The organism is Allobosea sp. LC85 (assembly GCF_000735605.1).
In the GTDB taxonomy this organism is placed as follows: domain Bacteria; phylum Pseudomonadota; class Alphaproteobacteria; order Rhizobiales; family Beijerinckiaceae; genus Allobosea.
This window is the reverse complement of the sequence record NZ_JPKG01000065.1, coordinates 1-25,787: the sequence shown is the minus strand read 5'-3', so window position 1 is coordinate 25,787 and position 25,787 is coordinate 1. Positions and strand designations below refer to the sequence as shown.

The following is a 25,787-nucleotide window of genomic DNA, read 5'->3' as shown; positions in this document are numbered from 1 at the left end:
TGAGCCCGCTCTTGAATCACGGCGGGACGAGGACAGTGGGCAGCAAACTCGCACAAAAACAAACGGGCGCTCATGCGCCCGTTTCAACCACGTCCTGCGTTTGGGGAACCGGCCAAGCCGATTCACGTGAAACAGGGATTTAATGCTAGCGCCCAGCCTGGACTTCCTCGGCGGCCCTGATCAGAAGCTCGGTCATCACGCGGCGAATCTCCTCGTCGGCAACCGCGACACTCGCAGTTGCGAAATCGGACCTGACCTTGCGCAGCACATCGTCGTCGCCGGCCTCCTCGAAATCGGCCAGGACCACGGACTTCGCGTAAGCGTCCGCTTCAGCGCCGCTCTTGCCGAGCCTCTCGGCTGCCCAGAGGCCGAGAAGCTTGTTACGCCGTGCCGTCGCCTTGAAGCGCAGCTCCTCGTCGAGCGCGAACTTGTTCTCGAAGGCATCCTTGCGCTGATCGAAAGTCGTCATGCGGATTAAGTCCTCTTGCGGGCTCAGGGTCGCTTCTCTGAAGCGATATAGGATGCCGCGCCGCGCAGGGCCAGAGCGGATTACGCGCTGCCAAGCGGGCACTCCGCCCGGTTTGTTGCGTTTGCAGTGCAGAAGCGCCATATAGCGGTCGCGAGGGTGGCGGATTTGGCTATGCTCGCATTGAACCGGACCAATCCGCAATCCAGGCCGATCGCGTCCGAGCACGGATTTGAGGCGAGGCTTGCGAAGGACCGGCGGAACAGGGGCCACGATCCCGCCGCGGGCAACCGCGACCAGAGAAAGGCCGATTTTGGATTTCCTCAAGCCACGGTACATCCCGATGAATCGCCGCCGTCGCATTTACGAAGGCAAGGCGAAGGTCCTCTATGAGGGACCGGAGCCCGGTACGCTGATCCAGCACTTCAAGGACGACGCCACCGCCTTCAACGCCAAGAAACATGAGGTGATCGACGGCAAGGGCGTCCTGAACAACAGGATCTCCGAGCACATCTTCTCGAATCTCAACGATATCGGCGTGCCGACGCATTTCATCCGTCGGCTGAACATGCGCGAGCAGCTGATCCGCGAGGTCGAGATCATTCCGCTCGAGGTGGTGGTGCGCAATGTCGCCGCCGGCTCGCTCTCGACCAAGCTCGGTCTCGAAGAAGGCACCCAGCTGCCGCGCTCGATCATCGAGTTCTATTACAAGAACGATGCGCTGAACGATCCGATGGTCTCGGAAGAGCACATCACCGCCTTCGGCTGGGCGACGCCCCAGGAGATCGACGACATCATGGCGCTCGCCATTCGCGTCAATGATTTCCTCTCCGGCTTGTTCCTCGGTGCCGGCATCCGTCTCGTCGACTTCAAGATGGAATGCGGCCGGCTCTGGGAAGGCGAGATGATGCGCATCGTCGTCGCCGACGAGATCAGCCCGGATTCCTGCCGGCTCTGGGACATCAAGTCGAAGGACAAGATGGACAAAGACCGCTTCCGCCGCGACATGGGCGGGCTGATCGAGGCCTATACCGAAGTTGCCCGACGCCTCGGCATCATGGGCGAGAACGAAAAGGCCGGCCCCGCCGCCGGACCTCGCCTGGTGCAGTGAGCGCTGGCGGAGCCGTGACAGCGATTTGGAAACGGGAGCGCATGCGCTCCCGTTTGCTTTTGGCTGCGCTGCTCGGCGGCCTGAGCCTGCTCACTGCCTGCAGCAAACATTTCGGACCTGGCCTTGCCGACTTGGCGGCCGATCGCGGCTGGCAGCCGCTGCCGATCGGCTCCTGGGTCGTCAATGACGGCATCGAGGCGCGCACCATCGTCTATTGCGTCGGCGAGCACTGCCTGCGCCCCGCTGTCGCAGCCCTGATCGTCGCTGAAGGCCGCAGGGCCGACGAGTTCGAGCGAGGCCTCGCCTCCGATCCCGCCCGCCTGGCCCGTGAATTCTCGAAGCCGGCCAAGTCCTCAGGGAACGCGAAGTCCAGACCCGCAGCGGCCACAATCAAGAGCACCACCAGCGTTTCCCGCTTCGATGGCGGCGGTCCGCCAGGCCTGCTCGTCGAAATTCGCGGCAAGGGCGAGACCGGACGGCTCGCGGCAACGGCGATCCTCTATGGCCGGGACGCCGGCAAACTCGTCATGGCGATCGCGGTCAGCAACGATGCCGAGGCCGCGCAAAACTATGCACGCGCCGCCTGGCGCAGCCGCTGATTCGCCGTGAAGCTCTGACATGTGGTTGAGCCCGAACCGATTCGCCGCTAAGGCACCCCGCAGAAGCCCTGCCCGGAGAGCACAATGAAAGCCCGCGTCACCGTCACCCTCAAGAACGGCGTGCTCGATCCGCAGGGCAAGGCGATCGAAGGCGCTCTGAAATCGCTCGGCATCGACGGTGTCGGCTCGGTGCGTCAGGGCAAGGTCTTCGACATCGAGTTCACCGCCGGCGACAAGGCCGCCGCCGAGAGTGCGCTCAAGGATGCCTGCGAGAAGCTGCTCGCCAACACCGTGATCGAGAATTATCGCGTCGAAATCGGAGCATAAGACGATGAAAGCCGCCGTCGTCACTTTCCCCGGATCCAATCGCGAGGGCGATGTCGCCACTGCCCTGCGGCAGGCCGGTGCCACCGTCACCCATGTCTGGCATGCGGACATGGAGCTTCCGGCCGGCACCGATCTCGTCGTGCTGCCGGGCGGCTTCTCCTATGGCGACTATCTGCGCTGCGGCGCGATTGCCGGCCGGGCCCATATCATGGACGCGACGCGGGCCCATGCGGCGCGCGGCGGCTATGTGCTCGGCATCTGCAACGGCTTTCAGATCGCCTGCGAAGCGGGGTTGCTCCCGGGCGTCCTTGCTCGCAATGCCAATCTGAAATTCGTCTGCAAACGCCAGCATCTCACCGTTGAACGGGCCGATACCGTCTTCACCCGTGCCTACGCCAAGGGCCAGGTCATCGATGTCTGCATCGCCCATGGCGAAGGCAATTACATCGTCGATCCCGAGACACTGGCCCGGCTCGAAGGCGAAGGTCTCGTTGCCTTCCGCTATGCCGACGCCGATGGTCGGGTTACGGTCGAGGCCGACCCCAATGGCTCGTTGAACGGCATTGCCGGCATCTACTCGCCCGGCTTCAACGTGCTCGGACTGATGCCGCATCCGGAAAACCTGATCGATTCGCTCACCGGCGGCACCGATGGGCGCGGCATATTCGAGAGCCTGGTCAGCGGCAAGAAAGCGGCCTGACCGGGTTCCGCCGTCATGCTCGGGTTTGTCTCGGCCTGACGGACAGGCCCCCGGCCAAGCGGCGGGGCTCACTTCGCCAGCGAGGCCGCCTTCGCCAGCAGCTTCTGCGCACTGTTCACATCAAGCGCGCCGACATGCTTGTCGACGATCCGCCCGTCCGGGCCGATCAAGAAGGTTTCCGGTACGCCATAGACGCCCCAGTCGATCGCGCCGCGGCCGGCGCGATCGACGCCCACGGCCGAATAGGGATTGCCGAGCGCTCCCAGGAAGCGGCGGGCATTCTCGGCCTCGTCCTTGTAGTTCAGCCCGACCACCGCTACCTTGCCCTGCTTCACCACGGGCGCCTCGGCCATCGCGACAAGATGCGGGTGCTCGACGCGGCAGGGCGCGCACCAGCTCGCGAAGACATTGACGATGGTGGCCCGCCCCTTGGCCAGGTCGGCCATGGTGAAGGCCGGAACCGGCTGCCCGTCGCGCTGCAACCCTTCGAGCGCGGTCAGCGTGATCGTCGGTGCCGGCTTGCCGAGCAGCGCCGACGGAACTTTGCTGGCATCCCCGCTGAACAGCCCGACCAGGAAGACCAGGGACAGCCCGGCGAACAGGATCAGGGGAATCAGGAAAACCAGCGGCGAGCGCCGGCCTGGCGCGCTCTCGACCTCGCTCACGACAATGCCTTCCCGGAACGGCGGCCGGCGCCGCGCTGTTCCAGCGCGTCGAGAGCCTGCCTTTGCGCGCGGTGATCGCGCCAGATCATCAGAATAAGGCCCCCGAGGATCATCACGACCGACGCATAGGCGGCCAGGATGTAGCCGGCATGCGGTCCAAGCGCGCTCATATCGCAGCCTCCGCCGTCAGCCGGTCCAGCCGCTCGGCCTCGAAGATCGTCAGCGTCCGAACTCGGCGGCGCATGATCTCGGCCCGCATCGCGACGAGATGCAGCGCCAGCGCCAGCAACGTGAAGCCGACCGCCAGGATCAGGAGCGGCCAGAGCATGGCGGGATGAATGGTCGGCCCGCCGGCGCGGAAGACCGATGCCGGCTGGTGCAGCGTGTTCCACCAGTCGACCGAGAACTTGATGATCGGCACATTGACGAAGCCGACCAGTGTCAGGATCGCCACCGCGCGCCCGGCGCGCGAGGGATCGTCGAGCGTGCGCCACAGCGCCATGATGCCGAGATAGATCAGGAAGAGCACGAGCACCGAGGTCAGTCGTGCATCCCAGACCCAATAGGTGCCCCACATCGGTTTGCCCCAGAGAGCCCCCGTGATCAGGCAGACCAGCGCGAAGCAGGCGCCGATCGGCGCTGCCGCCTTCTGCGCGACATCCGCAAGCGGATGGCGCCAGACCAGCGTGCCCAGCGCCGAGATCGCCATCATCGAGTAGAACATCAGCGCGAGCCAGGCAGCCGGCACATGCACGAACATGATGCGGATGGTCTCGCCCTGCTGGTAATCCGCCGGTGCGACGAAAAAAGCGAGATAGAGGCCGACGGCAAGCAGCAACGCGGCTGCGCCCACGAGCCATGGCAGCAGCCGACTCGACAGGTGCATGAAACGCGTCGGGTTCGCCAGTTCGATCAGGCTAGCCATGCGGGCCTTTTGCTCTTCATTTGACGAGTGAGGATGTAGCAACCGGCTTCACGCTTCACAATCGCAGCCGATGGCCATGGCGTCGCAGCCTATTCCGCCTGCCGAAGCGCGGCGGCAGCCGCTATGGTTCCGAGCACGAGCGTCGCGAGCGACAGGGCGCACAGGATGAGGAATGGCGTCAGGAAGGGCACCGTGCCGCCAAGCGCGCTATTCGAAGCCGAGACGCCGAAGATCAGCACCGGCACGGTCAGCGGCGCGACCAGGATCGGCAGGATCAAGCCGCCCCGCTTGAGGCTGGCCGTCAACGCCGCTCCCGTGGCGCCGATGAAGCTCAGCGCCGGCGTCCCGACCAGCAGCGTCCCGGCGACTGGCAGCATCGCCTCGGCCGGCAGCGCGACCAGCAGGCCAAGCAGCGGAGCAGCCAGCGCCAGCGGCAGGCCGGTCGTCAGCCAATGCGCCAGCCCCTTCGCCAGCACGGCGAGTTCCAATGGCAGGGCCGAGGCGCGGATCAGGTCGAGCGAACCATCCTCCTCATCGCCCTGGAACAGTCGGTCGAGCCCGATCAGGGTCGCGAGCAGCGCTCCGAGCCAGAGGATGGCCGGGCCGATCCGTGAGAGCAGATTGAGATCGGGCCCAAGCGCGAACGGCACCAGGACCACGAGCGTCAGGAAGAACACCAGCGCGAGTTCCCCGCCGCCACCGGCACGGGTCGCCAGGGCGAGGTCGCGCTTCAGGATCGCGAGGAACGCTCCGCTCACGGCCCGATCCTCATCTCGCGCGCCGCCTCCAGGCCGAGCGGGCCATGGGTCGCGGCCAGGATCGCGCCGCCCGCATCGAGATGGGTCTGCATCAGCCCGATCAGCATGCGCTGGGAGGCCGTATCGAGCGCCGAGGCTGGTTCGTCGAGCAGCCAGAGCGGCCGCCGTGAGACCAGGAGCCGCGCCAGCGCGACGCGCCGGCGCTGTCCGGCCGAGAGATAGCCGACCGGCAGGTCCGCGACATGCGGCAAACCGATGGCGGCAAGCGCCTCGTCGGCAGCGAGTCCGGGCTCACCGAGCAGTGCCTGGACGAAATCGAGATTCTCACCCGCCGTCAGCGCCGTTTTCAGTCCGTCGCGATGACCGACGAGGTGGATCTGCTCCATCAGGGGGGCATCGCCGATGCCCGTGACCCGCAAACGTCCCGCAGCAGGCCGCAACCGCCCGCAGATCATGGCGATCAGGCTCGACTTGCCCGCGCCGTTGCGGCCGGTGAGCGCAATCGCCTCCCCGCTCCCGAGCGTGAAGTCCAATTTCTCGAAAACCAGTCGCCCGCCTCGCCGGCAAGCCAGGTCCTCGGCGCTCAGGGTCAGTGGGGGATAGGAAATCTGCGTCAAGGCCAGGGCATCTTCCCGTGCGTCAGAAGCTGCCACGCACGCGTTTCGTTCATGTAGCGGGCTTCTTGGAATTCATCTATAGAACCCTCGGCTACGCCGCACGCCGATCCGGCGCGGGGCTCGGGCACTCCCGGGGCGGCGCGCGCGTCACGCGCATTAGGCCTTCGATCTGGCCCGCCCGCAAGGGCGACCGAATCGCGACCGCAACCCCTTGATCAGGATTAAGCCCGCATGGCTAACCAGGATTCCTTCAAGTCCCGCAAGACGCTCGACGTCGGCGGCAAGAGCTACGTTTATTATTCCCTGCCCGACGCTGAGGCGAACGGCCTTCCCGGCATTTCGAAGCTTCCCTTCTCGATGAAGGTCCTGCTCGAGAACCTGCTGCGCTTCGAGGATGGCCGCTCGGTCACCAAGACCGATATCGAGGGCTTCGTCGCCTGGCTGTCCGACAAGGGCAAGGCCGGCAAGGAGATCGGCTTCCGCCCGGCGCGCGTGCTGATGCAGGATTTCACCGGCGTCCCGGCGGTGGTCGACCTGGCTGCGATGCGCGATGGCGTCGTCGCGCTCGGCGGCGACCCGGCCAAGATCAATCCGCTCGTCCCGGTCGACCTCGTCATCGACCATTCGGTCATCGTCGACGAGTTTGGTACGCCCAAGGCTCTCTCGCAGAATGTCGAGCTGGAATATGAGCGCAATGGCGAGCGCTACCGCTTCCTGAAATGGGGCCAGGGCGCCTTCGACAATTTCCGCGTCGTCCCGCCCGGCACCGGCATCTGCCATCAGGTCAATCTCGAATACCTCGCCCAGACCGTCTGGACCCGGACCGAGACGATCGACGGCAAGGAGGTCGAGGTCGCCTATCCCGACACCGTCGTCGGCACCGATTCGCACACCACCATGGTCAACGGCCTGGCCGTGCTCGGCTGGGGCGTCGGCGGCATCGAGGCCGAGGCCGCCATGCTCGGCCAGCCGCAATCGATGCTTCTGCCCGAGGTCATCGGCTTCAAGCTCACCGGCTCGCTGCGCGAAGGCATCACTGCGACCGACCTCGTGCTGACCGTCACCCAGATGCTGCGCAAGAAGGGCGTCGTCGGCAAGTTCGTCGAGTTCTTCGGCCCCGGCCTCTACAATCTGACGCTGGCCGACCGCGCCACCATCGCCAATATGGGCCCGGAATACGGCGCGACCTGCGGCTTCTTCCCGGTTGACGCCGAGACGATCGACTATCTCACCACCACCGGCCGCAAGTCGGACCGGATCGCGCTGGTCGAAGCCTACAGCAAGGCACAAGGGCTGTTCGCCACCATCGAGACGCCGGATCCGGTCTTCACCGACACGCTGGAGCTCGACCTGACCACGGTCCAGCCCTCGATGGCCGGCCCGAAGCGCCCCGAGGGCCGCGTCGACCTCGGCGCCGTCGCCAAGGGCTTCGCTGCCGCGATGGACACCGAATACAAGAAGGGCGCCGAGATCGCCCGCCGTGTTCCCGTCGAAGGGCGCGACCATGATCTCGGCCATGGCGACGTCGTCATTGCCGCCATCACCTCCTGCACCAACACCTCGAACCCCTCGGTGCTGATGGCCGCGGGCCTGCTCGCCCGCAATGCGGTCGCCAAGGGCCTGACGGTGAAGCCCTGGGTCAAGACCTCGCTCGCACCCGGCTCGCAGGTCGTGGCGGAATATCTCGCCAAGTCCGGCCTCCAGACCGACCTCGACACGCTCGGCTTCAACCTGGTCGGCTTCGGCTGCACCACCTGCATCGGCAATTCCGGCCCGCTGCCGGGCCCGATCTCGAAGGCGATCAACGATCAGGGCCTGATCGCGGGCGCCGTCATCTCCGGCAACCGCAATTTCGAGGGACGCGTCTCGCCGGACGTGCAGGCGAACTACCTCGCCTCGCCGCCGCTGGTCGTCGCCTATGCACTGGCCGGCAGCGTCCAGAAGGACCTGACGACCGAGCCGCTGGGCACGGGCAAGGACGGACAGCCCGTCTTCCTGAAGGACATCTGGCCCTCCAACAAGGAGATCCAGAGCTTCATCGCCCAGAACGTCACACGCGCCATCTTCGAGGCGAAATATGCCGACGTGTTCAAGGGCGACCAGCACTGGCAGGATGTGAAGACGCCGGAGAGCCAGACCTATGCCTGGGACGACGCCTCGACCTATGTGCAGAACCCGCCCTATTTCCAGGGCATGGGCAGGAAGCCTTCGCCGGTCACCGAGATCGTCGGCGCCCGCATCCTCGGCCTGTTCGGCGACAAGATCACCACCGACCACATCTCGCCGGCCGGTTCGATCAAGGCCGCCTCGCCTGCGGGCCAGTACCTGACCGAGCACGGCGTCGCCGTCGCCGACTTCAACCAGTACGGCACGCGGCGCGGCAATCACGAGGTGATGATGCGTGGCACCTTTGCCAATATCCGCATCCGCAACCACATGATGGGGCCGAACGGGCGCGAGGGTGGCTACACCATCCATTATCCCAGCAAGGAAGAGCTGCCGATCTACGACGCGGCCATGCGCTATCAGCAGGAGAAGGTGCCGCTGGTCATCTTCGCCGGCGTCGAATACGGCAACGGCTCCTCGCGCGACTGGGCGGCGAAGGGCACCAACCTGCTCGGCGTCAAGGCCGTGATCGCGCAGAGCTTCGAGCGCATCCATCGCTCGAACCTCGTCGGCATGGGCGTCGTCCCCTTCACGCTGCCGGAAGGCACGAGCTGGGCCTCGCTGGGCCTGAAGGGTGACGAGAGCGTCACCATCAAGGGGCTGGCCACGGTCAAGCCGCGCCAGATGCTGGAGGCGGAGATCGCCTTCGCCGACGGCACGGTCAAGAAGGTCCCGATTCTCTGCCGCATCGATACGCTGGACGAGCTCGACTACTTCAAGAACGCCGGCATCCTGCACTACGTGCTGCGCGGCATCGCGGCGTAATCTGCGCCCTGCCCTGGCTCCGTCTCACGGCGCCGGGACATCGACACGCAGGGTCGGCCTCTGGCCGGCCCTGTTTCGCCTTTCGGCGCCTCCAGTTGTCCTCGCGCAGGCGTAGGTGTAATGGGGCGTCACAGCCATCCTTGGCGGGGGGCTTGGGGCAGGCGCGCGCCAGCGCGCCCGGATGTCCGCCGCCACAATCCAAGACGACGGGAGCACCCGCATGTCCGCCACGTTCGAGACGGTCGCCGGTATCATTTCGGAGACCTGCGATATTCCTCGCGAGAAGATCACGCCCCAGAGCCACGCCATCGAAGATCTCGGCATCGACTCGCTGGCTTTCCTCGACATCGCCTTCGCGATCGACAAGGCTTTCGGCATCAAGTTGCCGCTCGAGCAGTGGACCCAGGAGGTCAACGAAGGCAAGGCGCCGGCCGAGCAGTATTTCGTACTTGAGAACCTGTGCCAGCGCATCGACGACCTTGTCGCTGCCAAGAAGGCCTGAATTTCGCTCGCAAGGCCGCCGCTTCGATGAAATCGCGAGGCGGCCTTGAGACGGACACCCTCTCCCGATAGAGCATGATGCAGCCGAGCCGGGCGATCCCTCGCCCGCTCGGCGCATCTGTTGCTCGCCACCCGGTCAGGACCCGCATGCGCCTCGAATATTTCGACATGATCGACGCGGTCGTGACCTTCGATCCGTCGCAGAAGCGCATCGCCACACGTTCGACCGTGCCGAGCGCAAGCCCCGTTTTCGAGGGGCATTTCCCCGGCCACCCGCTTGTACCCGGCGTCCTGCTCACCGAGACCATGGCCCAGGCTTCCGGCTACCTTCTGCTCGCGCTCAACGGGTTGCAGCAGATGCCGTTTCTGATGATGGTCGACAAGGCGCGCTTCCGTACCTTCGTCGAACCTGATGCAGTGCTGGAAGTCAGCGCCGAGCTCGTTCACGCGGGCTCGGGCTATGCCGCCACCAAGGCAAGGATCGCGATCGACGGCAAGCCGATCTGCGATGCCGAGCTGCGTTTCCGCCTGATGCCGTTCCCGGCCGACATGCGGACGTTGATGGAGCAACGGATCGCGGCGATCGGCCTCGTCCCGGAACGGAACTGACATGATACGTGACGTCGTCATCACCGGCATCGGGCTGGCCTCCAGCCTGGGCGAAGGCATCGAGACGCATGCGGCCGCTCTGGCCTCCTCCGTTGCACCGGTGGTCGATACGGAGAGTTTCGCCCCCTATCCCGTGCACCGGCTGAAGCCGCTCGAACTCGACCGGCAGATTCCGAAGAAATCCGACCAGCGTCAGATGGAGCCATGGCAGCGGCTTGGCGTCTATGCCGCCGGCCTTGCCCTCGATGCTGCCGGCCTGAAGGACGACGCTGAAGCCAAGAGCGAGCTCCAGGTCATCGTCGCGGCCGGTGGTGGCGAACGCGATCATGCGGTCGATTCCGCGATCCTGACCGGCTTGCGCGGCGCCAACCAGCCTGGCGCCTTCCTGAACGAGCGGCTGATGGGCGACCTGCGCCCGACGCTCTTCCTGGCGCAGCTCTCCAATCTTCTTGCCGGCAATATCGCGATCGTCCACGGCGTCACCGGCGCCTCGCGCACCTTCATGGGCGAAGAGCAGGCCGGCGTCGACGCCATCCGCACGGCCCATGCCCGCGTCGCCTCCAGCCAGGCGGACGTCATGCTGGTAGGCGGCGCCTACAATGCCGAGCGTCGGGACATGCTGCTGCTGCTCGAGGCCGGGGGCTATTTGCGCAAGGATGATTTCGCACCCGTGTTTGAACGGGCAGATGAGCCAGGACTGATCACCGGCAGCGCCGCAGCATTCCTCGTCCTCGAATCGGCCGAGCGCGCCAAGGCCCGTGGCGCAAAGGTTCTTGCCCGCCTCAGCCAAGTCGCGGCCGCCCGCTCGCGCCGCAGCGAGCAGGGCGCGGTCGACGCTTCGTTGCGCAAACTGGTTGCCGGCTTCGGCACGGTGTCGTCCTCGCCGCTCGTCATCTCGGCGGCAACCGGCGCCGCCGGTATCACCGCCGAAGAAGCATCGGCCATCGCCAGCCTGCCAGCGGCAAAGCGCGTTGCGACCGGCGATCTCGTCGGCCACGCTCTCGAGGCTGCATTCCCCATTTCGGTTGCCCTTGCCGCCATCGCCCTTGCCAATGGCCAGGCAAGCGAAGCGATCGTGACCGGCGCCGGCCATTGGCGCGGAGAAGGCGCGGCGCGCCTCGTGAAAGCGTGAGGACATCGCCATGAGCGCACAGCATCGCGACTCCAAGGGCCGCCCCGTCGTCGCCGTCACCGGGTTGGGTGTCGTCACCTCGCTCGGCCAGGGCAAGCGGACCAACTGGGAGGCGCTGACCGCCGGCCGCTCGGGCATCCACCGCATCGAGCGCTTTCCGATCGACGGGCTGCGCACGACCATCGCCGGCACGGTCGATTTCCTCTTCGATGCGCCCTTCACGGCGCCTCAGCTCTCCGAAAAGCTCGCGACGCTCGCCGCAGAGGAAGCCGTGAACCAGAGCGGACTCGGCTCGGATGGTGATTTTCCCGGCGAGCTCTTCATGGCCGTTCCTCCGGTCGAGATGGAATGGCCGCAGAAGCAGGAGCTGGCGCAAGCCATCGACGGCGACGTCGATTATGACGGATTGCTGCGCGCCGCCGCCACGCACAAACACAAGCCGATGCATGAGCTCTTCCTGTTCGGGGGCGTCGCCGATCACATCGCCGATCGGTTTGGTACCAGGGGGTCGCCGATCTCGCTCTCGACCGCCTGCTCCTCCGGCGCGACCGCCATCCAGATGGGCGTCGAGGCGATCCGGCGCGGCGAGACCACCGCCGCACTCTGCGTCGGCACTGACGGCTCGGTCCATGCCGAGGCGTTGATCCGCTTCTCGCTGCTCTCGGCCTTGTCGACCCAGAACGATCCGCCGGAAGGCGCATCCAAGCCCTTTTCCAAGAACCGCGACGGCTTCGTCATGGGCGAAGGGGCCGGGGCGCTGGTCCTGGAGGATTACGACCACGCCCTGGCGCGGGGCGCGACCATCCTCGGCATCGTTGCCGGTTGCGGCGAGCGCGGCGACGGCTTCCACCGCACGCGTTCGAGCCCGGACGGCAAGCCCGCGATCCTCGCCATGCAGGATGCGCTGGCCGATGCCGGGCTGACGCCGGATGATGTCGACTATATCAACGCGCATGGCACCTCGACGCCCGAGAATGACAAGATGGAGGCGATGAGCTGCTCCGCCGTCTTCGGCGAGCGCATGGCGCGCCTGCCGATCTCATCGAACAAGTCGATGATCGGCCATACGCTGACGGCCGCTGGTGCAGTCGAGGCGGTGATCTCGCTCCTGACCATCGCCAATGGCCGCATTCCGCCAACGATCAACTACAACCAGCCTGACGCCGCGATTGCGCTCGATGTCGTGCCGAATACGGCGCGCGACGCCAAGGTCAGGACCGTCATCTCCAATTCCTTCGGCTTTGGCGGGCAGAACACCTGTCTCGTGCTGACCGCCCCCCCGGAGACGGCATGACCCGCATTCTCGTCACCGGCGGCGCCAAGGGCGTTGGCGCTGAGATCGTGCGCGCGCTTGCAGCCGCAGGGCATGATGTCGATTTCACCTATCGGTCCTCGGCCGATCAGGCGCTTGCGCTCGCAGCCGAGATCGGCGCAGGCCATCCCGGCCACGTCGTTCGCGCTCTGCCGCTCGATCTTGCCGACAAGCCGGCCCTGGACGCATTCTGCGAGACGGTCGAGGGCGACAGCTATTTCGGCTTCATCCACAATGCCGGGCAGCCCTATGACTCGCTCGCAGCGATGATGGTGCAGGACAGGGCCGAAGCGACCATGCAGGTCAATTTCTGGGCCTTCACGCGCCTGGCCAAGAGCCTGATGCGCGGCATGCTCCGCGCTCGCAGCGGACGCATCGTCGCGATCGGATCGGTGGCCGCGCTGCGCGGCAATCCGGGCAACGCCGCCTATGCCGCCTCGAAGGGCGCGCTGATTTCCTACGCCAACACGCTGGCCGTCGAAACCGGCAAGCGCGGTGTCACCGTCAACGTGATCGCACCCGGCTTCATCGATACCGACATGATGGCACCCTACGCCGCCTATCGGGAAAAGATGGAAAGCCAGATCCCCGCCGGCCGCTTCGCGAAGCCCGAGGAGATCGCCGGACTCGCCACCTTCCTGATGAGCCCTCCGGCGGCCTATATCACCGGCACCGTCCTGCCCATCGACGGCGGCCTGACGGCACAGCTCGGCGTGCATCGCTGAGCGCGCTCAGCCGGCAGACGCGTATTTGAAAGGCTCGACATGCGTTCCCTCCAGCTCTTCGGCGACCGTGACCTGCGCCTGACCGAAATCGACCCGCCGCCGCCACCCGCCGCCGGCGAGGTGCAGATTCGCGTGCGCGCCGTCGGCTTGAACTATCTCGATGTCTGGGGTTTCCGCGGGATGGCCTTCGCCAAGCGCAAGATGCCTCAAGCGGCCGGGGTCGAGGCCGCAGGCGAGGTTGTGGCTGTCGGCGAAGGTGTCAGCCGCTTCCGGGAGGGCGACACCGTCACCATGTACGGCGCCGAGACCTGCGGCCACTGCAAGGCCTGCCGCGAGGGACGCGACAATCTTTGCGAGAACGTCGCCGGCATCATGGGCTTCCATATCGACGGTTTCGCCCGCGAGCTGATCAACCGACCCGAGCGCCTCGTGATCAAGGCGCCGAAAGGAGTGTCCTTCGAGGACGCCGCCTGCGCGCCGATCGGCTTCGGCACTGTTCAGCACATGCTCTTCGACAATGCCAAGCTGGAGCCGGGTGAATCCATCCTCGTCCATGCCGGCGGCTCCGGCATCGGCACCGCCGCGATCCTGATGGCCAAGGCGATCGGATGCACCGTCTACACCACCGTCGGCGATGACGAGAAGGGCGCCAAGGCCAAGGCGCTCGGCGCCGATTTCGTCGTCAACTACAAGACCGAGCGCTTCGAGGGCGAAGTGCGCCAGCTCACCAAGCGCAAGGGCGTCGATGTCGTCTTCGAACATGTCGGCGCCGATACCTGGAATGGCTCGCTGCTTTGCCTGAAGCGCGGCGGCAGGCTCGTCACCTGCGGCGCGACGTCGGGCCCCTCGACCACGATGAACCTGATGCAGCTCTTCCAGCAGCAATACCGCATCTTCGGCTCCTTCGGCTGCCGCATCGAGAACATCGCGCAGTCGCTCGAGAAGATGGCAGGCGGCATGAAGCCGGTGATCGACTCGGTCTTCCCGCTCGAGGATTTCGAGAAAGGTCTCGCCCGGCTTGAGGGACGCAAGGTCTTCGGCAAGGTCATCGTCGCCTTCTGAGCCCGGGATTCGCGTACCGGACTTGACCGCCGCGTATTCCTGACGCAAGTCGCGCGGCTGGCGCCGGGCCTTTCCGGCTCTTCGGAAAGAGGCCCTCGCGGCATTGAGACGTTTGAAGCACTTCGCCGGCCGGCTCGTCGCGGCCGTCATGATCGGCCTGATCCGCGCGCTGTTCGGCTTCCTGCGCCTGCTCGGGCCGGAGCGCGCCAGTGATCTGGGAGGCTGGCTGCTGCGCAGCGTCAGCCCGCTGATTCCGGTCAACCGCGTCGCACTGGCCAATATCCGCGCCGCCTTCCCGGAGAAGAACGAGGCCGAAGTCCGGGCGATTGCCCGGGGGGCCTGGGAGAATCTCGGCCGCACCGCCGCCGAGTATGCGCATCTCAAGACCCTCTTCGACTATGACGACGACAACCGGGACGCTCCCTCGCGGGTCGAGGTCTCCGGCATCGAGCATTTCGTTGCACTGAAGGATGACGAGAAGCCTGGGCTGATCTTCTCGGCGCATCTCGCCAACTGGGAGCTCCCGGCGATCTGCGCCGCGGCCTACAAGCTCGACACCACTGCTGTCTTCCGCGCCCCGAATGACCCGGCGATCGCCAATGTGGTGCACGAGATTCGCTCGGGCGCCATGGGCGGGCTTGCCGCAGCGAAGCAGGGTGCTGCCTTCGCGATGCAGGGCGTGCTCGAGAAGGGCGGCCATCTCGGCATGCTGATCGACCAGCATTTCACGCGGGGCGTGGTGGTCCCTTTCCTCGGCCGTCCGGCCCTGACCAACCCGATCCTCGGCAAGTTCGCACGCCGGTTCGACTGCCCGGTCCATGGCGTGCGGGTCATCCGGCTGCCGGGGCAGCGCTTCCGGCTGGAACTGACGCCAGCGCTCGACCTGCCACGCGACGAAGCCGGCGAGATCGACGTGACAGATGCCATGGCGATGATGACCGCCGTGGTTGAAGGCTGGGTACGCGAGCACCCCGAACAATGGCTCTGGATGCACCGGCGCTGGCGCCCGAACATGATCAAGGCGGCCGCGCTGGCGAATTACGGGGATACGACCTGGCCGCAGCCCAAATTCAAGGCAACGTGATTTCCAAGTGAGGCTTATTGAGCGCTTTGGTAACATCTCGCCGTCAGCTTGAAGCCGAGTTTCGAGAATGACCCGCCGGATACGCGCCTTTTCTGCCCTCCTTGCTGCCCTGACGTTTGGCGGCGCGATAGCGCTTGCCCAGACACCGGCCAAACCCCCAAGGGCAGTGATCGAACTTTTCACCAGCCAGGGCTGCTCGTCATGCCCCGCAGCCGATGCGCTCTTCGTCGAGCTGGCTAAGGATCCAAGCCTGATCGCCCTCACCTTGCCGGTAACCTATTGGGATTATCTCGGCTGGAAGGACACGCTCGGCCAGGATGTTTTCAGCAAGCGCCAGAAATACTACGCCAAGGGTCGCGGCGACGGCCAGATCTACACCCCCCAGGCCGTGATCAATGGCGCTGCCCACATGGTCGGCTCCGACAAGGCCCAGATCGAGCGATCGCTCAAGGATCAGGCAAGCCCGGCTCTGCCGGTCTCGGTCACCCTGTCCGAAGCCGCCGGAAACGTGAGCATCAAGCTCGATCCCACAGGATCCGGCAGCGAGCGCGGCGGCGGCGTCTGGCTGGTGCCGATCTCGCGTCTCGTCACGGTTCCCATCGAACGCGGCGAGAACAAAGGCAAATCGATTACCTACGCCAATGTCGTGCGCGGCATCGTAAGGGTTGGCGAATGGACCGGAGCAGCAACGACGATGTCGGTTCCACTTGCGACGGCGCAACTCCCGAATGCCGACGCTTACGTCGTGCTGGTGCAGGGCGATCAGCCCAATCGGGTGATTCTGGGCGCCGCGCGCAGCCCGCGCTGAGGTTTCAGAGCAGGACCACCTTGTTCGGCAACTCGTCGACGTCGTCCGCCGCCGGCGGCGCATGGCGGGCAAGAACGCTGCCGACAGCGCCAACCGCATCGATCAGGCCTTCGCGCAGGCGGTCTTCCTTCGCCGCCACGAGCAGGGGCTCGATGATGCCGCGCCAGACCGCCTGATCGATCGTCTCGTCGATCGCGCTATCCGCGACGATTTCGGCATAGCGCTCCTGCAGGGCGATGTAGAGCAGGATGCCGGTGCGCCCGCGCGTCCGGGAGAGCCCGCGCGCCGTGAACTCCCGCAGGGCCACATCATGCGCGCGCCGGCGCTTGATGAATCCCGGCACGAAGCGTCCGCCACGCCCATACCAGAGCAGCGTCACCATCAGAATCGCCGCGCAGATGAGCTGGATCAGGAAGATCCGCGGAGCGCTGGTTGCGGTCAGCATCAGCAACGGCCAGGGCACGAACAGAGAAAGCACCAGCGCCATCACCAGCGGCACGGTGCGGTAGCTGCTTGCAGCGCGATCGATCACCACGACGATCTCGCCGGAGGTCAGGCTTTCTGCCTGCCGGACCGCGTCCGCGATCGCCTCTTGGTCTTGCGTATCCATCACCAATCCCCCGAAGCGCCGCCGCCGCCCGACGAGCCTCCACCGCCTGAAAAGCCTCCGCCCGAGCCCGAACCCCAGCCGCCGCCGCCGCTCCAGCCGGAACCGGAGCCGGTCCCCCAGCCCGAACTGGTCGGGGGCAGCGTCACCCAGCGGCCATCGCGCATCCGGTGCCTGCGCCTACCGCCTTGCTGGTTCAGCCCACGCAGGATGCTGACCACGATGATGAAGATGAAGAACATCACCAGAATGACGGCAATATCCTCCGCAAAGCTGCTCTCGTCACTGCGGACGGTCGCACGGCGCTGCCATTCCTCGGCATCACCGGCGAGAATGCTCAGGATCGCGTCGACGCCGCCCTCGATGCCGCCGGCAAAATCGCCCGTCTTGAATTTCGGTGCCACTGCGGTGGTGATGATGACCTTCGAGAGCGCATCCGTGAGCGCGCCCTCCAGCCCATAACCGACCTCGATGCGGACCTTGCGTTCGTTCGGCGCGACGAGTAGCAGCACGCCGTTGTTCCTGGCCTTCTCGCCGAGCTGCCAATGCCGGAACAGGCGATTGCTGAAATCCTCGATCGCGTAGCCCTGGAGCGAGGGCAAGGTCGCAACCACGACCTGATCGCTCGTCTTCGCCTCATGGGCCTGCAGCTTCTGCTCGATGCGGATGCGCGCCTCGGCAGCGAGGAGATTGGCGTTGTCGACGATGCGGCCGGTCAAGGTGGGGAAACTGGGCTCGGCAGCGAGCGCGAAGCCGGCCGAGAGCAGGAAGAGCAACAGAGCGACATAACGGAGAACCCCTCTCCCGTTTGGAAGAGGGGCTGCCCGGCCTGTTTCGTGAGCGAGCCGGGGCACTCCAGGCGCCCTTAGAACTTCACCTCCGGCGGCTTCTCTGCGCCCGCCGCCGCGGAGAAGGTTTCCATCGCCTTGGCGCCCCAGAACAGCCGCGCCCAGATCACGCCGGGGAAGGTGCGGATCTCGGTATTGAAGCTCTGCACCGTCTGGATGTAGTCGCGCCGGGCAACCGCAACGCGGTTTTCGGTGCCTTCGAGCTGAGACTGCAGGGCGAGGAAGTTCTGGTTCGACTTGAGTTCCGGATAGCGCTCAACCGTGACCAGGAGTCGCCCCAGAGCACCCGTCAGGGCATTCTGCGCATCCTGATACTCCTTGAACTTCGCCGGATCGGTGATGGTCGAAGCGTCAACCTTGACCTGCGTCGCCCTGGCGCGCGCCTCGATCACCTGGGTCAGCACCTCGCGCTCCTGCGAAGCGTAGCCCTTCACGGTCTCGACCAGATTGGGGATGAGGTCGGCGCGGCGCTGATACTGATTCTGGACTTCGCTCCAGGCCGCCTTGGCCCTCTCCTCGAGCGTCGGCACATTGTTGATGCCGCATCCCGCGAGCACGAGGCCGAAGAGCGTGACGGCCGCTAGTGCAAGGCTGCGGCGACGAACGGTGGAGAGCGCGAACGACATGTCGATGCCCCTTTCGGCAGTGATCGAGCGATCGATTCGGAGCTTAGCGTTCCGCTCGAGCGGGTGAAAGGCAGCTCGCACAATCACCCGTTGCGTTATCTGGACCTTGCACCGCAGCCTTTCCGCTGATGGGATGAGGTCAGCCCGCAGCAGGAGATCGCCAGCATGAACCTCTCCTTCTCCAAATCACGACGCGCCGGACGATCAACCCTCCTTGCGCTGGCGGCGGCAAGCGCCTTCTGGGCAGGAGCCGCGAGCTCACAGCCCTTAGCTCCCGCTCCCGAAGCCGCGACCGGCCGCATCGCCAAGTCCGCCGGCACCGCGCAGCGCTACATGGCGGCCGCCGCCAATCCGCTCGCGGCCAGCGCCGGCCGCGACATCCTGCGCGCCGGCGGTAGCGCCACAGACGCTGCGATCGCGATCCAGCTCGTGCTCAATCTGGTCGAGCCGCAGAGCTCGGGTATCGGTGGCGGTGCTTTCTTCGTGCACTGGGACGAGGCCGGACGAATACTCGTCACGCTGGACGGCCGCGAGAGGGCTCCGCAGACCGCGAAGCCCGACCGTTTCATCGGCCCCGACGGCAAGCCGATGAAGTTCATCGACGCGGTTGTCGGCGGCCGTTCGGTCGGCGTGCCCGGCACGGTCAAGCTGCTGGGGGAGGCTCACAGGCGCTGGGGAAGGCTGCCTTGGGCCACCGTCATGGCCCCGGCGATCAAGCTGGCGGAAGACGGCTTCACGATCTCGCCGCGCCTCAACGGCCTGCTCTCCGGCGAAACCAATCTCGCAAAGGACCCGCGCGCCGCCGCCTATTTCTATGAGCCGGACGGCAAGGCCAAGGCGGTCGGCACGGTCCTGAAGAATCCGGCCTTCGCCGCAACGCTTCGCGCCATCGCCGAGACAGGCTCCGACGCCTTCTACGCCGGGCCGATCGCCGAGGACATCATCTCGACCGTAACCGGCCACAAGACCAATCCCGGCGATATGACGCTGGCCGATCTGCAGGCCTACAAGGTCGAGGAGCGAGAGGCGGTCTGCGGCTCCTATCGGGTCTGGCGGATTTGCGGCATGGGGCCGCCGAGCTCCGGCGCGATCGCCGTCCAGCAGATGCTCGGCGTGCTCGAAACCCAGAATATGGCCCGCCTTGGCCCCTCGGCCGAGAGTGCACACTGGTTCAGCGAGGCAGGTCGCCTCGCCTTCGCCGATCGCGCGCTCTTCCTCGCCGACCCGGCCTTCGTCAGCGTGCCCGTCAGCGGCTTGATCGACCGCGATTACATCCGCTCGCGGGCCGGGCTCGTCAGTCCCGACAAGTCGATGGGCCGCGCCAAGGCCGGCGATCCCCCCAACAAGCGGGCTCAGCTCTTTGCCCCCTCGGACGGCATCGAGAACGGCACGAGCCATATCTCGGTGATCGATGCCGATGGCAATGCGGTCTCGATGACCACGACGATCGAGGACGGCTTCGGCTCGCGGCAGATGACCAAAGGCGGTTTTCTGCTCAACAATGAGCTGACCGATTTCAACTTCGCGCCGGAGGAAGAGGGCAAGCCGGTCGCCAACCGCGTCGAGGGCGGGAAGCGCCCGCGCTCGTCGATGGCGCCTACCCTGGTATTCGATGCCTTCGGCCGGCTCTACGCCGTGGTCGGCTCGCCCGGTGGCAGCCAGATCATCGGCTTTGTCGGCAAGACGCTGGTCGCCCTGCTGGACTGGAAGATGGATCCGCAAGCCGCCGTCGACTTCGCCAATTTCGGCAGCCGCAACGGCCCCACCGAGCTTGAGAAGGGCACCGAGGCCGAGGCCTGGAAGACGGCGCTCGAGGCCAGGGGCCATGAGGTCAGGCTGCTGGAAATGACCTCCGGCATCCAGGCGATCGTCAAGACCCCCGAGGGCTTTGTCGGCGGTGCCGATGGTCGGCGCGAGGGCGTGGCGATCGGTGATTAGATCATCGGACTCGTATCCGGTCCGATGATCTAACCTTTTTGTGTTTGCATCGGCTGTCCCGAAAACCGCAATCCACTTTTCGGGCCGATGCTTTAGCGGATCCAGCGCATCATGCTCGGGTGAATTCCGTGCATGACCGGCTCCAGGCCTTCTCGGTGCGGCGCTGCGGCACCGCCCGAGAATGGCAGCAGGTTCTAAGCCTACTGGACCGGGCGCTCCCCGCCCGCGCCGCGTCCCGCGATCAGCCAGTAGACGAAGCCGGTGGCGGCACCGACCAGGAACAGCGCCGCGATGATCTGCGTCTCGGTCGCCGTCGGTGCACGCGACAGCCGCAGCATGGCGAGCGGCAGCAGCGCCGCGAGCATGCCCGTCAGCCCGCTCTGGATCAGCCCGCTGCGAATGCGGAAGAGCTCGGAGCCGACCGCGACGAGCACGACCGGCGCGACCATGATTGCAAAGCCCAGCCGGCCGAGCAGCGTGAAGGCGGCTTCCGCGGTGGGGCCGGGATCAAAGCCGCTCTCGGCCTGGGCGAAGAGCGCTGTGAGCAGACGCTCGAAACCGCCGCCGATCAGCAGCGCGATGTCAGGCGAGACGACGCTGGCGATGAGCAGGGCAAACATCCCAAAGCCCATCGCAACGAGCAGCGCGAAGGGAATCAGCAGCAGCCAGCGCAGCATATGTCAGCTCGCCAGCGCCGCAGCTTCGGCCTCGCTCTGCTCCAGCATCAGCCGGGCACGAGCCGAGAGCTTTTCGGTCTCGCTCTTGAGCTGGCCGCAGGCGGCGAGGATGTCGCGCCCGCGCGGTGTGCGCACCGGCGAGGCATAGCCCGCGCGGAAGACGATCTCGGAGAAGCGCTCGATCCGGTCCCAGTCCGAGCATTCATAGCGGGTGCCGGGCCAGGGATTGAACGGGATCAGGTTGATCTTGGCCGGAATGCCCTTGAGCAGCCTGACGAGCTCGCGTGCCTCGGCATCGCTGTCGTTGACGCCCTTCAGCATCACGTACTCGAAGGTGATGCGCTTGGCGTTCGACAGCCCGGGATAATTGCGGCAGGCATCGAGCAGATCGCGGATCGGGTACTTCTTGTTGAGCGGCACCAGTTCATTACGCAGCTCGTCGCGCACGGCATGCAGCGAGATCGCCAGCATCGTGCCCATCTCCGCGCCGAGGGCCTCGATCTGGGGCACCACGCCGGAGGTCGAAACCGTTATGCGGCGGCGGCCGAGCGACAAGCCCTCATTGTCCGAGATCACCTCGATCGCATCGCGGACACCGTCGAAGTTATAAAGCGGCTCGCCCATGCCCATGAAGACGATGTTCGAGACGAAGCGGCCGCCATCATTCGGCACGAAGGCGCCCTCGGGCGGTGTGCGCCCGGGGAAGTCGCCGAGACGATCGCGCGCCACCATCAGCTGCGCCACGATCTCCTCGGCGGTGAGATTGCGCACCAGGCGCTGCGTACCGGTGTGGCAGAAGGTGCAGCTGAGCGTGCAGCCGACCTGGCTCGAGACACAGAGCGTGCCGCGGTCGACCTCGGGGATATAGACGCATTCGATCTCGGCGCCACGATCGCGCGCACCGACCGGAGGCATCCGCAACAGCCATTTGCGTGTGCCGTCGCTCGAGACCTGCTCGGCCGTAACCTCCGGCAGATCGAGCGTGAAACGCTCGGCCAGCGCAGCCCGCAAGACCTTGCTGATCGTCGTCATCGCGGAGAAATCGCGGACGCCATAATGATAGATCCAGTTCCAGAGCTGGCCGACGCGCATGCGCCGCTCCTTCTCGGGAACGCCGATTTCAGCCAACGCATCGGACAGGCCGGCGCGTGTGCGCCCGACCAGCGAGGCAGGTCGCAAAACGGGTTCGGCCGCCGGAGCGGGGGAAGCAGGGACGGACAGGGACATCGGAACTCGAGCTCAAGCGGGCATCATGCGCCCGCGCTTGGCGGGCTCATATCATAATCCGCCTAAAGCGCGAAATCGGCGGAAATGCGCCGCCTGCCCGCATTACTTGCAGGCGTCTTCGGCGCGCTTGACGATCTGGTTGAGGCCCGCGAGCGAGTATTTGTCGCTGGTCGGATTGCCGCGCTTCGACATGCCTTTGACCTCGAGGCTCGCACCCTTGCGCAGCGCGTCGAGCATGCGGCCTTCCTCGGCCGGATTCTTGAGCCACATGTTCTGGCCCTTGGCGACCAGCGCGAAGCGCTCATTGCCGATGATTGCCTGATGCTCGACATCTTCCTTGAGATCGAAATTCAACACCAGGCTGATCTCGTTGCGCACCCCTTCGGTGGGGCGGCTGGAGACGAAGAGCATGCCTTCGACATCCTTGAGATTGGCGGGAGTGCGGGATTCCGCCTTGGAAAGCGCGTAGCAGACCTTGGATCGGCCCTGTTGCGACGAGAAGGCCTGCCATTTCCCGGCAGTCTCGAGCAGCATCGCCTGCGCCTGGCCTGAAGCCGCGGCGCGTTGGGCGGGGGCAGGCGCTCGCTGCGCCTGGGCCGGGGAAATCAGAAACGGCAAAGCCAGCGCAATAAGCGCCGAAGCCAGTTTCGCATGCCGGGTGGCGGTGACGCCGGTTCGGAAGTAGCTGAGAATCATCGACCGCCATCAATCAGCAGAAATGTTAACAGCATCTCTATTTCCGAAGCATTTTGCGCGGAACCTCAAGGATGCCTGAACCATAGGATGTCACGATCCTGGCGAAAATGCGAATATGACGCTGCCGCGACCAAGGTTCCGCTCGCACCGGGGCCGTGGCACAATCCACCTGGAACAGGCGGTGACCAGCGCTTTCCGGATGGTATCGCGGACACGGGCCAGGCTGAGGACGGTGCGAAGAGATGAAAGCACTGCTTTGCGAGACCCACGGGCCGGCAGAAAGCCTGGTGATCCGTGAATTGCCGGATCCGAAGCCAGGCCCGGGCGAGGTCGTCATCACCGTCAAAGCGGCGGCGCTGAACTTCTTCGACACGCTGATCATCCAGAATCGCTACCAGACCAAGCCGCCCCTGCCCTTTTCGCCAGCAGGAGAATGCGCGGGCATCATCAGCGCCATCGGCCGCGATGTCGAAGGCTGGCGCATCGGCGAGCGTGTCGCCGCCTGGCTCGGGCATGGCGGGGCGCGCGAAAAGGTCGCGGTCTCGGCCCGGGCGATCGTGCGCGTGCCGGATACGCTTGATGATACGCAGGCCGCCGGGCTCTTCGTGACCTATGGCACGGCGATGCATGGCCTCATCCAGCGGGCCGGGCTCAAGGCCGGCGAAACCCTGGCCATTCTCGGCGCCGGCGGCGGCGCGGGTCTCGCCGCCGTCGAGATCGGCGCCTTGCTCGGCGGCCATGTCATCGCCTGCGCCTCCTCGCCGGAGAAGCTGGCGCTGGCACGGGAGCACGGCGCCCAGGAGGAGATCGACTACAGCGTCGAGGACGTGAAGGCGGGCCTGCGCCGGCTGACGGAGAATCGTGGCGTCGACGTGCTCTACGATACGGTTGGCGGCGATCTCGCCGAGCCGGCATTGCGCGCCATGGCCTGGGAGGGGCGCTACCTCGTTGTCGGCTTTGCCGGTGGCGCGATCCCGAAGATTCCGCTCAACCTGCTGCTCCTGAGGAGCTGCGACCTGCGCGGCGTGTTTTGGGGTGAGTTCGTCGCGCGCGAACCGGCGGCGCATCGCCGCAACATGGAACGCCTGCTCGAATGGGCCGCGGCCGGGCGCATCAGCGCCCATGTCCACGCCACCTTCCCGCTCGAACGTGCTGCGGAAGCGTTTGCGATGATCGGGGATCGCAAGGCGCAGGGCAAGATCGTGCTGACACCCTGAACGGGGCTCAAAGCCCCGCCAGTGTTTCCTGCGCCTTCTGGCGATGCTTCGGCGTGATCGACCCCGCAACCGCGGCGATCGCAGCCGCCATCACCGCCGCATCATCGCTGAAGCCAAGGATCGGCATGATGTCGGGAATCGCATCGACCGGCAGCACGAAATAGCCGAGCGCGGCCAGCAGCGTCAGCCGGACACGCCGGGGTGTCGCCGGATCCCGGGTGCAGAAATAGGCGGCCAGCAGATCCTCGGCAAAGGGGATGCGCTTGGCGACCCGCTTGAGAAGGCTCATCAGATCGCTGCTGAAACGCGCTTCATCGCGCAGGCTGCGCCTGATCGCCGCCATCTCCTCGGCGCTGAAACGCGGACTGAAACCCTCGCTCATTCCTCTTTCTCTCCGTGGCGGGACCGAAAAGTCCGGCTCAGCGCAAATACGCATTCCCCGCGCCGAAAATGTGGCCCCGGCCGCAAGGCTGCACAAGGGTTGCGCCAAGAATCGTCCTTGGAGCGGCCGACGGCGCGGATTAAGGCTGGTCCCAGCCTTTTTTGCGAACAGGGACCTGACATGAAGCTCGATTCTTCCATCGCGGCCGTCGTCACCGGGGGCGCATCCGGCCTCGGCGAAGGCACCGCACGCATGCTGGCCTCCCAGGGCGTGAAGGTCGCCATCTTCGACATGAACGCCGAGCGCGGCGAGCAGGTGGCCAGCGAAATCGGAGGCCTGTTCGCTCTGTGCGACGTCTCCAACGACGCCTCGGTCGATTCAGCCCTGCTCACGGCACGTCAAGCGCACGGCATCGAACGCATCCTGGTGAACTGCGCCGGCATTGCCCCCGGCCGCCGCGTCGTCTCGAAGAAGCGCGAGACCGGCGAACTCGTGGCCCATGACCTCGCGACCTTCGAGAAGACGCTCGCCGTCAACCTTGCGGGCACCTTCCGTATGATCGCGCGTTCGGCGCTCGCACTCGCGGCAGAGCCACCGGTCACGCCCGATGGCGGGCGCGGGGTCTTCATTTGCACGGCTTCGGTCGCGGCCGAAGATGGCCAGATCGGCCAGGCGGCCTATTCCGCCTCGAAAGGTGGCATTGTCGGCATGACCCTGCCGATCGCACGTGACCTCGCCCAGCTCGGCATCCGCGTCATGACGATCATGCCCGGCCTGTTCGAGACTCCGATGTTCGCGTCGGTACCGGACGATTTTCGCCAGGCGCTGGAAGCCTCGATCCCGCACCCCTCGCGCCTCGGCCGTCCCGCCGAATATGCTGCGCTGGTCAGGAGCATCGTCGAGAACGACATGCTGAACGGCACTGCGATCCGCCTCGATGGCGCGATCCGGCTCGCGCCGAAATAGGGTGCCGCGTCAAACGATCCTGAAGACCTCGCCGCGCGTCTGGTCGCGGTAGAGGTCCACCCGCATCCCGTCCCAATGGCGGTCGAGATGGAGCCCCTGGACGGGATGGGATGCGCCATTGTCAATTCGCCACCAAGCAGGACGTCGAGCGCCGAGCGTCCGGCGAAGACTGCGTTCGGCAGCTTGATCCAGGCATAGCCGCGCTGCAGTTCGCGAAAGATGATCCGGAGCGCCTTGTCCCATCAGGTTGGAGAGCCGGGCCTTGCCATCC

General features: G+C 65.8%; 29 protein-coding genes and 1 pseudogene. 16 read left to right on the top strand and 14 right to left on the bottom strand.

The genetic code is table 11. The features are described 5' to 3' along the window. Positions 1-145: 145 nt before the first annotated feature. Positions 146-469 (bottom strand): DUF1476 domain-containing protein, encoded by a 324-nt coding sequence (locus tag FG93_RS29905; RefSeq protein ID WP_043242354.1) that lies wholly within the window; start codon positions 467-469, stop codon positions 146-148. Between the two features lie 310 nt (positions 470-779). Between FG93_RS29905 and purC the strand changes: the two genes are divergently transcribed. From purC to purQ, 4 genes are all read left to right on the top strand, one after another. Continuing rightward, entirely contained in the window at positions 780-1,577 is a 798-nt protein-coding gene (gene purC / locus FG93_RS29900; protein ID WP_043242352.1) for a phosphoribosylaminoimidazolesuccinocarboxamide synthase, read from the top strand. Positions 1,578-1,618: 41 nt separating this feature from the next. Then, a complete protein-coding gene (locus FG93_RS29895; RefSeq protein ID WP_043242350.1) occupies positions 1,619-2,176 on the top strand; it encodes a hypothetical protein in 558 nt (185 codons plus the stop codon). A gap of 84 nt (positions 2,177-2,260) precedes the next feature. Next, the gene (gene purS, locus FG93_RS29890) at positions 2,261-2,503 is read left to right on the top strand and encodes a phosphoribosylformylglycinamidine synthase subunit PurS (protein ID WP_043242342.1); all 243 of its coding nucleotides are present in this window, start codon (positions 2,261-2,263) and stop codon (positions 2,501-2,503) included. A 4-nt stretch (positions 2,504-2,507) separates the two neighbouring features. Then, positions 2,508-3,203 carry a phosphoribosylformylglycinamidine synthase subunit PurQ gene (purQ, locus tag FG93_RS29885; protein ID WP_043242340.1) on the top strand — a complete coding sequence of 232 codons (696 nt, stop codon included), beginning with the start codon at positions 2,508-2,510 and terminating at the stop codon, positions 3,201-3,203. A gap of 68 nt (positions 3,204-3,271) precedes the next feature. Here the strand turns inward: purQ and FG93_RS29880 are convergent, their stop codons facing one another. From FG93_RS29880 to ccmA, 5 genes are all read right to left on the bottom strand, one after another. Continuing rightward, positions 3,272-3,868 carry a DsbE family thiol:disulfide interchange protein gene (locus FG93_RS29880; RefSeq protein WP_052514377.1) on the bottom strand — a complete coding sequence of 199 codons (597 nt, stop codon included), beginning with the start codon at positions 3,866-3,868 and terminating at the stop codon, positions 3,272-3,274. Next, positions 3,865-4,038 carry a heme exporter protein CcmD gene (gene ccmD / locus FG93_RS32145; protein WP_081882007.1) on the bottom strand — a complete coding sequence of 58 codons (174 nt, stop codon included), beginning with the start codon at positions 4,036-4,038 and terminating at the stop codon, positions 3,865-3,867. Before ccmD ends, FG93_RS29880 begins: the two co-directional genes overlap by 4 nt. Next, the gene (locus tag FG93_RS29875) at positions 4,035-4,793 is read right to left on the bottom strand and encodes a heme ABC transporter permease (RefSeq protein ID WP_043242336.1); all 759 of its coding nucleotides are present in this window, start codon (positions 4,791-4,793) and stop codon (positions 4,035-4,037) included. The genes ccmD and FG93_RS29875 overlap by 4 nt, the downstream gene beginning before the upstream one ends. An 89-nt stretch (positions 4,794-4,882) precedes the next feature. Next, positions 4,883-5,551, bottom strand: a complete 669-nt coding sequence (gene ccmB / locus FG93_RS29870; RefSeq protein WP_043242333.1) for a heme exporter protein CcmB — start codon at positions 5,549-5,551, stop codon at positions 4,883-4,885. Beyond that, the gene (ccmA, locus tag FG93_RS29865) at positions 5,548-6,144 is read right to left on the bottom strand and encodes a heme ABC exporter ATP-binding protein CcmA (protein ID WP_052514378.1); all 597 of its coding nucleotides are present in this window, start codon (positions 6,142-6,144) and stop codon (positions 5,548-5,550) included. The genes ccmB and ccmA overlap by 4 nt, the downstream gene beginning before the upstream one ends. A gap of 255 nt (positions 6,145-6,399) precedes the next feature. Here ccmA and acnA point away from each other — a divergent pair, with 255 nt between their 5' ends. The 9 genes from acnA to FG93_RS29820 all read left to right on the top strand — a co-directional run bounded on the left by acnA (position 6,400) and on the right by FG93_RS29820 (position 16,332). Continuing rightward, entirely contained in the window at positions 6,400-9,099 is a 2,700-nt protein-coding gene (gene acnA / locus FG93_RS29860; protein WP_043242330.1) for an aconitate hydratase AcnA, read from the top strand. A 220-nt stretch (positions 9,100-9,319) separates the two neighbouring features. Next, on the top strand, positions 9,320-9,601 hold the full coding sequence (locus FG93_RS29855) for an acyl carrier protein (RefSeq protein WP_043242327.1): 282 nt from the start codon (positions 9,320-9,322) through the stop codon (positions 9,599-9,601). 146 nt (positions 9,602-9,747) lie between these two features. Continuing rightward, positions 9,748-10,209 carry a 3-hydroxyacyl-ACP dehydratase FabZ family protein gene (locus FG93_RS29850; RefSeq protein WP_043242325.1) on the top strand — a complete coding sequence of 154 codons (462 nt, stop codon included), beginning with the start codon at positions 9,748-9,750 and terminating at the stop codon, positions 10,207-10,209. Position 10,210: 1 nt separating this feature from the next. Beyond that, positions 10,211-11,341, top strand: a complete 1,131-nt coding sequence (locus FG93_RS29845) for a beta-ketoacyl-ACP synthase (protein ID WP_043242322.1) — start codon at positions 10,211-10,213, stop codon at positions 11,339-11,341. A gap of 10 nt (positions 11,342-11,351) precedes the next feature. Beyond that, complete coding sequence (locus FG93_RS29840; RefSeq protein ID WP_043242321.1) at positions 11,352-12,635, top strand: beta-ketoacyl-ACP synthase; 1,284 nt, start codon at positions 11,352-11,354, stop codon at positions 12,633-12,635. After that, positions 12,632-13,378 (top strand): SDR family NAD(P)-dependent oxidoreductase, encoded by a 747-nt coding sequence (locus tag FG93_RS29835; RefSeq protein ID WP_043242319.1) that lies wholly within the window; start codon positions 12,632-12,634, stop codon positions 13,376-13,378. Before FG93_RS29840 ends, FG93_RS29835 begins: the two co-directional genes overlap by 4 nt. A 39-nt stretch (positions 13,379-13,417) precedes the next feature. Continuing rightward, positions 13,418-14,440 (top strand): zinc-binding dehydrogenase, encoded by a 1,023-nt coding sequence (locus tag FG93_RS29830; RefSeq protein WP_043242318.1) that lies wholly within the window; start codon positions 13,418-13,420, stop codon positions 14,438-14,440. A 103-nt stretch (positions 14,441-14,543) separates the two neighbouring features. Then, entirely contained in the window at positions 14,544-15,524 is a 981-nt protein-coding gene (locus FG93_RS29825; protein WP_081882006.1) for a lipid A biosynthesis lauroyl acyltransferase, read from the top strand. A gap of 67 nt (positions 15,525-15,591) precedes the next feature. Next, positions 15,592-16,332 carry a thioredoxin family protein gene (locus FG93_RS29820; RefSeq protein ID WP_043242316.1) on the top strand — a complete coding sequence of 247 codons (741 nt, stop codon included), beginning with the start codon at positions 15,592-15,594 and terminating at the stop codon, positions 16,330-16,332. A 4-nt stretch (positions 16,333-16,336) separates the two neighbouring features. On the opposite strand, the gene FG93_RS29815 is transcribed toward FG93_RS29820, so the two are convergent. From FG93_RS29815 to FG93_RS29805, 3 genes are all read right to left on the bottom strand, one after another. Next, positions 16,337-16,942: a TPM domain-containing protein gene (locus tag FG93_RS29815; protein WP_052514376.1), complete on the bottom strand. Its 606-nt coding sequence runs from the start codon at positions 16,940-16,942 to the stop codon at positions 16,337-16,339. Then, complete coding sequence (locus FG93_RS29810; RefSeq protein WP_244448776.1) at positions 16,942-17,715, bottom strand: YgcG family protein; 774 nt, start codon at positions 17,713-17,715, stop codon at positions 16,942-16,944. Before FG93_RS29810 ends, FG93_RS29815 begins: the two co-directional genes overlap by 1 nt. A gap of 89 nt (positions 17,716-17,804) precedes the next feature. Continuing rightward, positions 17,805-18,413 (bottom strand): LemA family protein, encoded by a 609-nt coding sequence (locus tag FG93_RS29805; RefSeq protein WP_043242310.1) that lies wholly within the window; start codon positions 18,411-18,413, stop codon positions 17,805-17,807. 165 nt (positions 18,414-18,578) lie between these two features. Between FG93_RS29805 and ggt the strand changes: the two genes are divergently transcribed. Next, a complete protein-coding gene (ggt, locus tag FG93_RS29800) occupies positions 18,579-20,351 on the top strand; it encodes a gamma-glutamyltransferase (protein WP_043242309.1) in 1,773 nt (590 codons plus the stop codon). Positions 20,352-20,551: 200 nt separating this feature from the next. On the opposite strand, the gene FG93_RS31545 is transcribed toward ggt, so the two are convergent. From FG93_RS31545 to FG93_RS29785, 3 genes are all read right to left on the bottom strand, one after another. Next, complete coding sequence (locus FG93_RS31545) at positions 20,552-21,028, bottom strand: hypothetical protein (RefSeq protein WP_052514375.1); 477 nt, start codon at positions 21,026-21,028, stop codon at positions 20,552-20,554. Between the two features lie 3 nt (positions 21,029-21,031). Beyond that, complete coding sequence (gene rlmN / locus FG93_RS29790) at positions 21,032-22,255, bottom strand: 23S rRNA (adenine(2503)-C(2))-methyltransferase RlmN (RefSeq protein ID WP_043242307.1); 1,224 nt, start codon at positions 22,253-22,255, stop codon at positions 21,032-21,034. A 102-nt stretch (positions 22,256-22,357) separates the two neighbouring features. Further along, entirely contained in the window at positions 22,358-22,951 is a 594-nt protein-coding gene (locus FG93_RS29785; RefSeq protein WP_052514374.1) for a hypothetical protein, read from the bottom strand. Between the two features lie 242 nt (positions 22,952-23,193). On the opposite strand from FG93_RS29785, the gene FG93_RS29780 reads away from it, so the two are divergent. Further along, entirely contained in the window at positions 23,194-24,168 is a 975-nt protein-coding gene (locus FG93_RS29780) for an NADPH:quinone oxidoreductase family protein (RefSeq protein WP_043242306.1), read from the top strand. Positions 24,169-24,175: 7 nt separating this feature from the next. On the opposite strand, the gene FG93_RS29775 is transcribed toward FG93_RS29780, so the two are convergent. Beyond that, on the bottom strand, positions 24,176-24,457 hold the full coding sequence (locus FG93_RS29775) for a YkvA family protein (RefSeq protein WP_244448777.1): 282 nt from the start codon (positions 24,455-24,457) through the stop codon (positions 24,176-24,178). A 273-nt stretch (positions 24,458-24,730) separates the two neighbouring features. Here FG93_RS29775 and FG93_RS29770 point away from each other — a divergent pair, with 273 nt between their 5' ends. Then, positions 24,731-25,516, top strand: coding sequence for an SDR family NAD(P)-dependent oxidoreductase (locus FG93_RS29770; protein WP_043242303.1), 786 nt, complete (start codon positions 24,731-24,733; stop codon positions 25,514-25,516). 9 nt (positions 25,517-25,525) lie between these two features. On the opposite strand, the pseudogene FG93_RS33435 reads toward FG93_RS29770, so the two are convergent. Beyond that, positions 25,526-25,787, bottom strand: a pseudogene (locus tag FG93_RS33435) (RES domain-containing protein); the annotation flags it as partial.